We start from the raw sequence: 12,599 nt of genomic DNA on the forward strand, positions 1-12,599 counted from the left end.
CAGGGCGATCCCCGGCCACGACCGGCTTTCCCGTGCGCTCAACGCCTTCGCGCCGAGCGCGAGATGCGGCTGTCGCCACCGCACCCGCGCTCTGCGCGACAGGCGGGAACCGCTCGGTCAGGGCGAGGCGAAGCTCGGGTGCGGCGGCTGGTTGTACCCCGTGTTCTGGAACGCCACGGCCACCCGGTACTGCCGGTCCTCCATCAGCGACGGCCGCCGGATCGACGTCGGCTCGGTGGTGGAGTAGATGCGCAGCGCCCGGTTGTCCGAGGTGCGCCAGATGACCTCCTCGCGCCAGTCGCCGAGGATGTCGGCGGACAGCGCCGGCGTGGACTTGGTGCCGTTGTTGGACGCCACGCCGGAGCCGGTGAGCAGCCGCGTGTCCCCGTTGGGGCCGTACTTGTCGATCGTGGTGCCGTTCAGCAGCTCGCGCTGGACGTCGCCGTCCCACCAGACCACGAAGTTGATCGACCCCGGTTTGCGCGCGGAGACCTGGGCGCCCGTGGCCGCGCTGCGCAGGCCGCCGACCGAGGCCGACCACGCCTCGGCGCCGGGGTTGCCCGCCCAGATGTCGGCGGCGACGGCACGGCCGTTGTCGCACCCGCAGACCGGTGCGCTCCAGGTGATCTGGCCGGTGCGCGCGTCGCCCATCCAGTGGGTGACCTCGGTGGTCCACTCCGACGGCTTGAACACCTCGAGCCCCGGCCTGGCCGGGATGAAGTCGCCGACGTGCAGCGCGTCGCCGTGGTGGGTGTTGTTCTGCCACAGGCCCCGGCCGTTGTCGTCGATGGCCATCGAGCCGTAGATGATCTCGTCGCGGCCGTCACCGTCCACATCGGCCACGGAGAGCTGGTGGTTGCCCTTGCCCTCCCAGGCCGCCCGGTCGGACTGGGCCGCCGAGTCGAACGTCCACCGGTGCGTGAGCTGGCCGCCGCGGAAGTCCCAGGCCGCGATCACGCTGCGGGTGTAGTACCCGCGGGCCATCACGATGCTCGGCCGGGAGCCGTCCAGGTAGGCGGTGCCGGCGAGGAAGCGGTCGACCCGGTTGCCGTAGCTGTCGCCCCACGAGGCCACGTTCCCGCGTGGCGGCAGGTAGTTCTCGGTGTCGAGCACGGCGCCGTCGGTACCCCGGAACACCGAGAGGAACTCCGGCCCGGTGAGGACGTAGCCGTCGGCGTTGCGGTGGTCGGCGTTCGCGTTGCCGATCACCTGCCCGGTGCCGGACCTCGTGCCGTCCGCCGTCTTGACGGCGACCTCCGCCCTGCCGTCGCCGTCGTAGTCGAAGACCTGGAACTGCGTGTAGTGCGCGCCCGCGCGGATGTTGCGGCCGAGGTCGATGCGCCACAACCGGGTGCCGTTGAGCTTGTACGCGTCCAGGTACACGTTGCCCGTGCGGCCTGCCTGCGAGTTGTCCTTGGCGTCGGCGGGATCCCACTTCAGGACGATCTCCACCTCGCCGTCGCCGTCCAGGTCGCCCACCGACGTGTCGTTCGCGACGTAGCCGGACCCCGGGATCTGCAGGGGGACGTCCCTGCTCGTCGCGAGCGTCCCGACCGGACGCGTGGCCGCCGCCGGTTCCACGCCTCCCGTCACCGGTCGCACGACGTAGGACGCCGTCGCGGGCGCGCCGGTGTCGAGGTAGCTCGTCGCCGTCGTCACCGGCGAGGAGTTGACTTTCCTGCCGTCGCGGTAGACGTCGAACGCCACGTCCGCGGCGTCGGAGCCGAGCAGCCGCCACGAGACGAAGTTGCCGTCGCCGTGGACCGACCGGACGCTGACCAGCGCGCGGTCCTGGAAGACCTGCGCGTCCTGGGCGAGTGCGGGCACGCCACCCGCGGCCAGCACGACCGCGAGCAGTGCCGAAAGAGTTGACCGCTTCATCCTTCCCCTCCCGAATTGAAACGTTTCAAGAGGACGATAGCGTCGAACGGGTCGAACACCGCGGGTCCGATCCGTCTTCGACGGCCGATTCGAAAAAGTCAGCCATTGAACTTTGTCACGGGCCCAGGCGGAAGTCGGCGACGCGGATCGGCGAAGGCGTGGTGCCGCTGGAGGTCTGCTGGTACTGCACCGACAGCACGCCCTGCGGGACGAGGCGGGAAGCATCCACGTTGACCTCCCCGAACGCCCGCAGCGAAGGCCGGTCGAACAACGTCGTCCAGTCCGTCCACCCGCTCGACGCGCTGGCCGCCACGATCCTCCCGCGCGGCATCACGAGGTAGACGTTGTCCTCGCGGTCGAACACCACCTTCGTGCGCTGGGTGTGCTCCGGCGGAACCGGTACCTCCCGCTTGGTCCACGTGCCGTCCGCGTTCCGGAAGACGTGGAAGACACGGCCGTGCTGGGCGCGCTGGCGGGCGTAGTCCGACACGCACTGGGTGAACCGGCCGGGCACGTAGCTGATCACCACGTGCGGACGGCCACGGGCGTCCACCGCTTGGCTCTCCTGGTTCATCAAGCCGTGGTTGGGATCGAGCGGATCGGCCACGAGACCCGGCGAGCCGATGCCCACCGGTGTGCCGCCGGTCGTGCCCACGACAGCTCCTCCGCCGTTGCGCCACGTTCGGCCGCGGTCGTCGCTGTAGACGTACCCGGTGTCGTGGTTGGTGAGGCCTCCCGAGTTGCACAGGACGCCGGGGTTGCCCTCACGCCAGGTGAAAGCGGCGTGCAACCGTCCACTCCGGTCATAGGTCAGCCCGTGCAGGTACATGTTCCGCGTGGTCGAGACGACACCGTTCGGGCCGGTGTACGGCCCCGTCGCGGACGTCCAGGCGCCGAGCTTGCGCCACGTGCCGCCGGAGTACTCTGCCAGTTCGTTGACGCCGTTGCCGGAACCGCCCGTGCGGTAGCTGAACTGCAACCCGCCCTCGGGCGTCACCACGAACCGCGGGTAGGTCATCGGCCCGAGCTCCACGCCGCCGAGCGTCAGCCGCACCTCGCCGAACGCGGCGGCGTTCCACGGGAGCGCGCCGATCGCCAGTCCGGGTTCGGACCGCAGGTAGAACAGACGCGTGTTATGCGTGTCCATGGCGACGTGGATCGTGTTGTCCTGCGGGGAGATTCCCAGTGAGATGACGTTGTGCGAGTCGTCGGCGCCGAGCCGGTGGGACAGGACAACGGATTCCCACCGCGTGCTGCCGACGTCCCGCCGCGCGATCACGGCGTTGCGGCTCGCTGTGTACCACGCGGCGTACTGACGTCCCTCATACGTGAGGATCGCGTCCTGCTGGAACGAGTTGTTGTTCACCAGGCCGTCGTAGGAGACGAAGTACAACGCCGAGGCGTCGAGCAACGTGTCGGAGACGAGACTGACGCGCGGCTCGGCGTGCGCGGTGCCCGGCACGAGGAACAGCACGGCGAGCAAGGTCAGCAGAATCCTGGTCATCAGCCGTGCACCGATCTTCCTCCACCCGGATCGTGCACGTCGAGCCGGCCGCACATCCCGAACCGCCGGGGCGCGTCGGCCGGCAGGACGTGGACGTCCGCCTCCGCCAGGTGCCCCGGGTCGCCGTGGCGCAACCGGTCCAGGTGTGCGCCGGTCAGCTCGGCGGAGGCGAGCGCCCCGTCCCGCCACCGCTTCTCCCAGTCGGCCAGCGACTCCCGCTTCAGCGCGAGGGCGGCGGCGTAGAACTCGTCGAGCGCGGCGGCGCCTCCCCGGCGCAGCTCCAGGAACCCGGTCAGCGCGAGGTCGCGACGGCGCCGGGCGGCCTCCTCGCCGTCCGCGGCGGACGCCACCGCGTACTCCCCCGGGTCCGCGAGCACCTCCGCCGGGAACGTGAACACCGCGTCTCCCGCCTCCGGGAGACCGCTGTTCTGCATCACGACGATGATCCGCAGGTCGCCGTCGTTCACGAGCCGGTGGATCGTCCCCGGCGTGAACCAGACGACCACTCCCGCGCTCAACGGCGTGGAGGCGAACCCGCGACGGGTCAGGGTCTGCACGCTGCCGGTGCCGCCGACCACGCAGTAGCACTCGGAGCAGGCGAGGTGGACGTGCGGCGATCCCCCGCACAAGCCGTCGACCGAGGGCCAGTCGTAGACCCGCAGGCCGGAGATGCCTATCCCGCCGGGAAACGGCGTCACCACGGGTGCGCCTCCACGTAGGACTCGAGCGTCTCCCGCTCCCACGCCCCGGAAGCGACGACGAGCCGGTAGCGCAGGCTCAGCGACTCGCCCGCGGGCAGCTCGACGGTCTCGTGGAAGGCGAACGAGGGGTTGACCGCCGCGAACGGTGTGCTGCGCACGAACCAGTGCGTGCCCTTGTTGTCCGGGTGGTCGACGAACAGCAGCGTCGACGAGCGGTCCACCTCGTCGTGATGACCGATGAACGCGAGCCAGGGCGCCACCTCCCCCATCATCTCCTGCCCCGCTCCCCCGCCGGCCGCGATCACCTCGCCGCCGGTGAACGACCGCGGGCCGCGCCAGAAGAACCCCGTGTAGCCGGCGAGCTCGCGGCCGTTGGTCGTCGGGCTGCCGAAGACCAGCGGCTCCCGGCGCAGGTTCATCAGCGTCGTGGCGAACTCCAGCGTCCATGCGTCGTCCTCGACGTCGCGCACGGAGAGCTCACGACGCTCGCGGACCCAGTGCTCGCCCGACTCGGTGAACCAGGACAGCAGCTCGGTCACCCGCGCCTCGTCCGCGGCGATCTCGAACTCGTCGTGCCGCATGGTGCCGACGTTCGGCAGCGCCACGTAACCCCGGTCGCGCACGTAGGTGACGCCGCCCCAGAAGTTCTCGCCCGACACGTCGGTCGCGGTCATCTGCACGCCCTTGTGCCAGCGGTGGTCGTGCGGCCGGAACGCCGTCACCACGTCACCGGCGAGCGAGCGCACGGGGTGCAGGTAGGGTTTCGGCCCCTCGAACGCGGGCGTCGACGGGCTGTGCACGTACTCGAAGATCTCGACGCCGCCCACCGACACGGCGAGCACCTCGTCGTCCTGCCTCGTGATCACCGCGCGTCCGCCCACGGGGCACCCGCTCCTTCCATGGACTTGTAGAACGGGTCGTCCGGACCGATGTCGCCGGCCTTCACCACCGTGCCGGTGAACGCGGAGGCGTACAGCGCCGCGATGAACTCCATCGTGATCCGCGTGTCCGCGAGGGTGACCGGTGGCGGTTCCCCGCTGTCGAGCGCGTCGAGGACCGCCGCCAGCTGCCACCGGTGGCCGCTCACGACTCCGGACGGCTTCTCCCGCCAGCTCGCGGCCACGTCGTCGTGGCCGGGCGCCGGGGTGATCGCCCAGTGCGCGTCGGTGTAGCCGTAGAGGTGCTCGACCTCGACGGTGGCGCGCTCGAAGTCGAACCTCAGCTCCGAGGTCTCCCTGGGCGACAGCAGGGAGTTCACCACCGAGGCGACGGTGCCGTCGGCGAACGTCACCAGCGCCATCGAGACGTCCTCGGTCTGCACGGCGCGCGCCTGCCGGGCCGCGAGCGCCCGGATCTCGCTCCAGGGCCCCAGGATCGACAGCAGCAGGTCGAACTGGTGGATGCCGTGGCCCATCGTCGGGCCGCCGCCCTCGCTGTCCCACGTGCCGCGCCACGGCACCTCGAAGTAGGCGTCGCCGCGGTACCAGAGCGTGTCGCACTTCGCCACCAGCGACCTGCCGAGCACGCCTTCCGCCGCCATCCGCCGCAACCGGATGGCCGCGGGGCCGAAGCGGTGCTGGAACACCGTCGCGACCCGGCCCGCCGAGGCCCGCTCGGCCTCGACCAGCAGGTCGACCTCGCTCAGCGACAACGCGGGCGGCTTCTCCACGAGCACGTGCACGTCCGCGGCGAGGCAGTCGAGCGCGATCGGCACGTGGTGGCGCGGTGGTGTGCACACGTGCACCAGGTCGAGCCGTTCCGCGCGGAGCAGCTCCGCCAGGCCGGGATGAGCGCGCGGCACGCCCCACTCCTTCGCGAACGCCGCCGCCCGTTCGCCGTCGACGTCCGCCACGGCCACGAGCTCGACGCGGTCCCCCAGCGCCCGCAGCGACTCCGCGTGGGCGGCCGCGATCGCGCCGGTGCCGACGATGGCCGCGCGCCTCACCTGGCCGCGTCCACTTCGGACTGCACTTCCCTGATGTACGACGCGGCGGCCTGGTCGGGGGTGCTCCGGCCGAACAGGACGTCCTCGGTGTGCCGCTTGAGGATCGTGTCGAGGGTGCTCGCACCGTTCGGCGTGGTCCTCGGCGGGTCGCTGACCGGGACAGTGTCGAGGTACTCCTTGGCGGCCTTGTCGGTGTCCTTGAGCCGGCCCCCGATGGCCTCGCGGATCTTCCGGTTGGCCGGCACACCGCGTTCGGTCAGCAGCACCTCGGCCGCCTGCTCGTCGTTGGCGAGGAAGTTCACGAACGCCGTCGCCTCCGCGGGGTGCTTCGACCTCGCCGAGACCGACCAGAACATCGACGACTTGTAGTAGGCACCGGGTTGCACGCCCTGCGTCTCGCCCGGCAGCCGCAGCAGCTTGAGCTTCGCGCCGCTGGCCGCGGTCAGCGCGGTGAGCTGGGTGTTCCACCACAGGCCGAACGCGGCGGTGCCGGTCGCCGTCGCGGACTGGTTCAGCCCCGCGGAGGCCTTCTCGATGGTCACCGACGGCGGCGGCGCGGCCCCGGACTTGGTGAGGTCGAGGATGTACTGCCAGTAGTCCCGCGCGACCTCCTGCGTCAGCGCGACCTTGGCGTCGGCGTCGAACATCGCCTTGCCCTGCTGCCGGGCCCGGATGCTGAGCCCCGCCGCGTCGTTGATGCCCGGCGACTGCACGCCGAACACCGAGCCGCCGCTGGCCTTCGTGACCTGCTCACCGATCCTCTTCAGGTCGTCCCACGACCACTTGGTGTCGTCGGGCAGCGGGATGTCGTACTTCGCCAGCAGGTCGGTGTTGGCGATGATCGAGTACATGCCCAGGCCGACCGGCACGCCGTACCGCTTGCCGCCGATCGTGCCGGTGGCGAGCGCCCGGTCGTCGAAGTTCGACGTGTCGAGGTGCTTCTTGCCCTCGTTGAGGTCGAGCAGCGCGCCGCGCTCGGCGTAGGAGGCGATGTAGAGCTCGTCCATCTGCATGATGTCCGGCGCGTCGTTGGCCGCCATGGTGGTGGCGAGGCTGTCCCAGTAGCCGTTCCACTCCTTGAACTCACCCTTGACGGTGATGTTCGGGTGCTTCTTCTGGAACATGTCGATGACCTGCTGGGTCCGCTTGTGCCGGTCGTCCGCGCCCCACCACGTGAAGCGCAGCGTCACCTGCTCCGTCGTGAGCTCCCCACCCGCTTCGGAACCGGACCCGCAGGCCGCGAGCAGCGACGCGGTGAGCGACAGCAGGACCGCCCAGGCGGTACCGCGGCGACTACCTGTGAGCATGAGCTTTCCTTTCGGCTACTTGCCCCCGGTCGTGGCGATCCCCTTGACGAGGTACCGCTGGCCGATGAGGAACGCGAGGAAGATCGGGACGAGCGACACCACGCTCATCGCGAACTGCGAGCCCCACGAGGTCGCCACCGTCGAGTCGACGAACGAGCGCAGGGCGACGGGAACCGTGTACATGTCCGGGTCCGTCAGGTAGATCAGCTGGCTGAAGAAGTCGTTCCACGTCCAGATGAACGTGAAGATCGTGGTGGTGGCGAGCGCGGGCGTCATCAGCGGCAGGACGATCTGCAGGAAGATCCGCGGGTGGCCGCAGCCGTCGATGCGCGCGGCCTCGTCCAGCTCGCGCGGCAGGCCGCGGATGAACTGCACCATCAGGAAGACGAAGAACGCGTCGGTGGCGAGGATCTTCGGCACGATCAGCGGCAGGAACGTGTTCACCCAGCCCATCTGGGAGAACAGCACGTACTGCGGCACGATGATCACGTGGATCGGCAGCATGATCGTGCCGAGCATGATGCCGAACCACCACCGCTTGCCGGTGAACTGCAACCGGGCGAACGCGTAGGCCGCCATCGAGCACGACACGAGGTTGCCGACGATGCAGCCGAGCACCAGCACCGCCGAGTTCACCAGGTAGGTCCCGAACGACGGGGTGAGCGCGTTCCAGCCCTCCACGTAGTTCTCGGTCTGCAGGCTGTCGAGGACCAGGCCGGGGCTGCGGAAGATCTCGTCGCCCGGCCGCAACGAGCTCACGACCATCCACAGCACCGGGTACAGCATCACGAACCCGATCAGGACCAGGCCGGTGTGCTTGGCCGGCACCACCAGCCGGCGACGCCACTCAGTCGTCATAGAACACCCAGTACTTCGCCGCCCAGAAGTTGACGGCGGTGAACGCCGCGATGATCAGGAGCAGGAACCACGCCAGCGCGGAGGCGTAGCCCATGTCGAACCGGCTGAACCCCTGCTGGTACAGGTAGAGCGTGTAGAACATGGTCGAGTCGGAGGGCCCGCCGGTGCCGCCGGAGACCACGAACGCCTGCGTGAACGACTGGAAGGCGTGGATGATCTGCAGCACCAGGTTGAAGAACAGGATCGGCGACAGCAGCGGCATGGTGATCCGCCAGAACTGCGACCACCTGCTCGCCCCGTCGATCGCGGCGGCCTCGTAGTACACCGCCGGGATCTGCCGCAGCCCGGCCAGGAAGATGATCATCGGAGAGCCGAACGTCCAGACGTTCAGCACGATCAGCGTCGACAACGCGGTGTCGGGGTCGGAGATCCAGCCCCTCCCCTCGACGCCGAAGAGGCCGAGCACGCGGTTCACCAGCCCCTCCGTGCCGAAGACCTGGGTCCACAGCACCGCGATCGCCACGCTCGACCCGAGCAGCGAGGGCAGGTAGAACGCCGAGCGGTAGAGCGGGAGCCCGCGCAGCCCGCGGTCGAGCAGCAACGCGACACCGAGCGCGCACGCCAGTTGCAGCGGCACCGACACCAGCACGTAGGTGAAGGTCACCCGCAGGGCGTTGTGCAGCCGCTCGTCGCTCAGGACGCGGGCGAAGTTGTCCAGCCCGATGAACCTCGGGGGCTGGATCAGGTTGTACTTGGTGAAGCCCAGCGCGAAAGACGCGAGCACGGGACCGACCGTGATGAAGACCAGTCCGGCGAACCAGGGCGCGAGGAACCAGAACGCGGCTCTGTTGTCCCGTTTGCGCACCTGCACGCCGCCGCGGCGCAACTGACGCAGTTCATCCAGTGCGCTCATAAACTCCTGACCCCGTCGTCGGGAAAACGCTTTCCGGAGTCTGCATCGGTGCACCACCAGCGTCAAGCAACGCCGTCGAACGGCGTCGAACACCGTCATCGAACGCAGGTCAGCCGTTCGACCCAAGTCCACTGTGGAGCTCGTGGGCGATCCTGCGCGAAGGGCCGGAGGGCGACGGCCTCGGGCAGAAGGCCGCCACCCTCCGGCGGACTGGTGGCGCGGGCGCTCGGTCCCCTACGCGTGCGGGTTGCGCGTGGAGAGGCCCTCGACCTCGCACGGGTCATCCGCCGCGTCGACCGAGAGCGCCACCGCGGCAGCGGCCGCCACGCGAATGGCGATCCCGCTGATGCTCTTCGCGCTCATGACGGCAGTTAACAACGGTCACCGCGGATCGAAGGAGCTATTGCGCCTCAGCGCAACACCTCCCCGATGCAGGTCCCGGGTGCAGCTCCTCGTCAGCGGACGGCCTGGCGGAAGACCGGGGGTTCGTCAGCCGCCAGGTCGTCCGGCAGCCGCAGGCCCTGCCGCCGCGGCACCAGCTCGGACTGCAGCACGATCGCCGCGGCTCCGATCGCCGGCGCGGAGGCGGCGGAAGGGGACAGCCGCACGGCGACCGGGTGCGCGTCGCGAGCGATGAACGCCTCGTCGAGCTCGGCGCGCAGCACGGGCAGGTAGACCGCGCCCGCGATCGCGAAGCTCGGGCCGGTCAGCACCAGCACCTCCAGGTCCAGCAGGTTGGCGAGGGTGCGCGCGGCGGCGGCGACGTACCGGGCGGACCGTTCGAGCAGCGCCACCGCGCGCGGGTTGCCCTGCCGGGCCGCCCTGCTGATCGCCGCGAAGTCCGCCGCGACCGGCGCGGCCGCACGGGTCCTGCCGCCGGCCAGGCCGGCCGCCCGGCTGAGCGCCCGGTCCTCCCTCGCCCGCGCGACGACGGCGGCGGGACCGGCCAGCACCTCCAGGCACCCCCGCGCGCCGCACCGGCACCGCGGGCCGTCGACGTCGAGGCACGCGTGGCCGATCTCGCCGGTGTGCCCGCTCGGCCCCCGGTAGGTCGTGCCGCCGAGCACCACCCCGGCACCGATCCCGGTCCCCATGTACAGCGCGGCGAACGTCGCGGTGGCGCCGACGCCACCGGACCAGTGCTCACCGATCGCCGCGGCGGTGGCGTCGTCGTCCAGCACCACGGGCAGGCCCGTCGCCCGCTCCAGCAGCCGGCCGGACTCGTCGTGCGCCGACGGGCGCGCGGACACGAGCCCCAGCCCGAGGACGCGGTCGCGGTCGACGCCGGCGCTCTCGATCACCGCGTCCACCTCGCGGGCCATCGCGGCGACGACGGTGGCGGGGTCGTCGGCTCCGGCACGTGCCCGGGAGATCCTCGCCACGACCGCGCCGCCGAGGTTCGTCAGCACGCAGGTGATCCGCGCATCGTCGAGGTGCACGCCCACGGCGTAGCGGGCGAAGTGGTTGAGCTGCAGCATCACCCGGCGCTTGCCGCCGGTCGACTCGGCGTGCCCGGTCTCGGCGACCAGGCCCTCGTCGATCAGGCCGCGCACGACCGTGGAGATCGTGCCGCCGGTCAGGCCGCTCGCGCCGGCCAGGCCGACGCGGCTGATCACGCCCGCCGCCCGGATCAGGTCGAGCACGGCCGCCCTGGTGCTGGCGTGGGTCACCCGTGCCGGTCCGCTCACCGCGCTCCTCCGTCGAACGACGAACTCGTCCCTTCGACGAGCACAGACCAGTAAAGCACCCCGAGGCGTTGACTTTCTTTGTTTAGCAACTGAAGAATCTCCGCCGCGAACCACCCAGCCACGGGAGGATCAACGATGTTCCTGCACAAGAGGCTCTTCGCACTCGGACTGGTGGCGGCTCTCGCGGCCACCGCGGCGTGCTCCGGATCCGGTGGTGGCGGCCGGTCCCGGGACACCCTCGTCGTCTACACCGGGCAGGCCGGCGACTACCAGCTCAACTTCAACCCCTACGCCCCCACCCAGATCGAGGGGCCGGGGACGATCTACGAGCCGCTGTTCTTCTTCAACATCGCCGCCGACGCACCGCCGAAACCGCTGCTGGGCACCGAGTTCACCTGGAACGCCGACGGCACCGAGCTGGCCGTGACTCTCCGGGACGGCGTGACGTGGTCGGACGGCGAGAAGTTCACGGCGGAGGACGTGAAGTTCACCTTCGACCTGGTCGCCAAGACCCCGGCGATCAACAAGACCGGCTTCAAGGGCACGACGACCGTCGTCGACGACACCCACGTCACCGTCAAGTTCAGCGAACCGTCCTACATGGACGGACCACAGGTGCTGGGACAGCTCTGGATCCTGCCGGAGCACATCTGGAAGAACTACCCGGCGCCGGCGACCGAGGTGAACGACGAGCCCGTGGGCACCGGCCCGTTCCGGCTCGGCGACTTCAAGGCGCAGTCCTTCACCCTCAGGGCGAACCCCGGGTACTGGGGCGGAGAGCCCGCCCTCAAGCAGGTCCGCTACCTGTCGCTGTCCGGCAACCAGGCGGGCGTGGACGCGCTGAAGGCCGGGAGCATCGACTGGCAGACCGCCCCCATCCCGGACGTCGCGAACATCGAGAAGAACTACCCCGGCTACCGGTCCATCACGCTGCCGCTCAACCAGGTCTCGCTCTTCACCTGCTCGAACGCCCAGCTCGGCTGCCAGGGCGCGCAGACGGACCCGGCCGTGCGCAAGGCGATCTACTTCGGCATGAACCGCACCCAGATCAACTCGCTGGCGTTCCAGAACCTCAACACCGAGATGTCGCCCGGCTTCACGCTCCAGCCGCGCGACGCGAACCTGCTGTCGGCCCGGCTCACCGACCGCATGGCGCCGATGAACCCGGACACCGCCAAGGCCGACCGGCTCCTCACCTCCGCCGGTTACGCCAAGGGCGCCGACGGCGTCTACGCCAAGGACGGCAAACCGCTCGCCCTGACGGTGAAGGTGGTCGCCGGCTGGACCGACTACATCACCGCGCTGGAGACGCTCAGCCAGCAACTGCTGCGGATCGGCATCAAGATCACCCCGCAGCAGCTGTCGTGGAACGAGTGGGCCGACGCCCGCGGCCGCGGCCAGTTCGAGCTGCTGATCGACTCGGTCGAGCAGGGCCCCGCGCCCGACCCCTACTACACCTACAGCTACTTCTTCTCGACCGCGACGACGGCACCGGTCGGCCAGGCCGCCAACCCGAACTTCGCCCGGTTCAGCAACCCGGTCGTCGACGCCGCGCTGGCCGCGTTGAAGAGGACCGACCGCGGCAACCCCGCGCGGCAGCCCCACTACGACGCCATCCAGGCCGAGCTCGAGGAGCACATGCCGTACATCCCGGTCCTGACCGGCGGCGTGCCGAACGAGTACAACGCCAAGGCGTTCACCGGCTGGCCCGGCGAGGACGACCTGTACGCGTTCCCGGCGGTGTGGAAACGGCCGGACGCCTCCCAGGTGTACCTGCGGCTCAAGCCCGCTGGTTCCTGACG

Annotated in this window: 11 protein-coding genes; 1 reads left to right on the plus strand and 10 read right to left on the minus strand. The window is 70.1% G+C overall.

Features of this window, described 5'->3' with window-relative positions:
• Positions 1 to 117 precede the first annotated feature (117 nt).
• The 10 genes from BMW88_RS19005 to BMW88_RS19045 form a co-directional block, all read right to left on the minus strand.
• Positions 118 to 1,881 (minus strand): rhamnogalacturonan lyase, encoded by a 1,764-nt coding sequence (locus BMW88_RS19005; protein ID WP_089952378.1) that lies wholly within the window; start codon positions 1,879 to 1,881, stop codon positions 118 to 120.
• A 115-nt stretch (positions 1,882 to 1,996) separates the two neighbouring features.
• Positions 1,997 to 3,385 (minus strand): BNR repeat-containing protein, encoded by a 1,389-nt coding sequence (locus BMW88_RS19010; RefSeq protein WP_089952380.1) that lies wholly within the window; start codon positions 3,383 to 3,385, stop codon positions 1,997 to 1,999.
• Positions 3,385 to 4,086: a cupin domain-containing protein gene (locus BMW88_RS19015; RefSeq protein ID WP_089952382.1), complete on the minus strand. Its 702-nt coding sequence runs from the start codon at positions 4,084 to 4,086 to the stop codon at positions 3,385 to 3,387. Before BMW88_RS19015 ends, BMW88_RS19010 begins: the two co-directional genes overlap by 1 nt.
• Positions 4,080 to 4,967: a DUF6807 domain-containing protein gene (locus BMW88_RS19020; RefSeq protein ID WP_089952384.1), complete on the minus strand. Its 888-nt coding sequence runs from the start codon at positions 4,965 to 4,967 to the stop codon at positions 4,080 to 4,082. Before BMW88_RS19020 ends, BMW88_RS19015 begins: the two co-directional genes overlap by 7 nt.
• Complete coding sequence (locus BMW88_RS19025; RefSeq protein ID WP_089952386.1) at positions 4,949 to 6,031, minus strand: Gfo/Idh/MocA family protein; 1,083 nt, start codon at positions 6,029 to 6,031, stop codon at positions 4,949 to 4,951. Before BMW88_RS19025 ends, BMW88_RS19020 begins: the two co-directional genes overlap by 19 nt.
• A complete protein-coding gene (locus BMW88_RS19030; RefSeq protein ID WP_089952388.1) occupies positions 6,028 to 7,338 on the minus strand; it encodes an ABC transporter substrate-binding protein in 1,311 nt (436 codons plus the stop codon). Before BMW88_RS19030 ends, BMW88_RS19025 begins: the two co-directional genes overlap by 4 nt.
• Positions 7,339 to 7,353: 15 nt before the next feature.
• On the minus strand, positions 7,354 to 8,196 hold the full coding sequence (locus BMW88_RS19035; protein ID WP_089952390.1) for a carbohydrate ABC transporter permease: 843 nt from the start codon (positions 8,194 to 8,196) through the stop codon (positions 7,354 to 7,356).
• Positions 8,186 to 9,109 (minus strand): carbohydrate ABC transporter permease, encoded by a 924-nt coding sequence (locus BMW88_RS19040; protein WP_089952391.1) that lies wholly within the window; start codon positions 9,107 to 9,109, stop codon positions 8,186 to 8,188. Before BMW88_RS19040 ends, BMW88_RS19035 begins: the two co-directional genes overlap by 11 nt.
• A 234-nt stretch (positions 9,110 to 9,343) precedes the next feature.
• The gene (locus BMW88_RS44020; RefSeq protein ID WP_281249420.1) at positions 9,344 to 9,472 is read right to left on the minus strand and encodes a hypothetical protein; all 129 of its coding nucleotides are present in this window, start codon (positions 9,470 to 9,472) and stop codon (positions 9,344 to 9,346) included.
• A 92-nt stretch (positions 9,473 to 9,564) separates the two neighbouring features.
• The gene (locus tag BMW88_RS19045) at positions 9,565 to 10,797 is read right to left on the minus strand and encodes an ROK family protein (protein ID WP_089952393.1); all 1,233 of its coding nucleotides are present in this window, start codon (positions 10,795 to 10,797) and stop codon (positions 9,565 to 9,567) included.
• A 135-nt stretch (positions 10,798 to 10,932) separates the two neighbouring features.
• Between BMW88_RS19045 and BMW88_RS19050 the strand changes: the two genes are divergently transcribed.
• Complete coding sequence (locus tag BMW88_RS19050; protein WP_089952395.1) at positions 10,933 to 12,597, plus strand: ABC transporter substrate-binding protein; 1,665 nt, start codon at positions 10,933 to 10,935, stop codon at positions 12,595 to 12,597.
• The last annotated feature ends 2 nt before the right edge of the window (positions 12,598 to 12,599 follow it).

The sequence above is a fragment of the Lentzea xinjiangensis genome (assembly GCF_900110955.1).
Lineage (GTDB): Bacteria > Actinomycetota > Actinomycetes > Mycobacteriales > Pseudonocardiaceae > Lentzea > Lentzea xinjiangensis.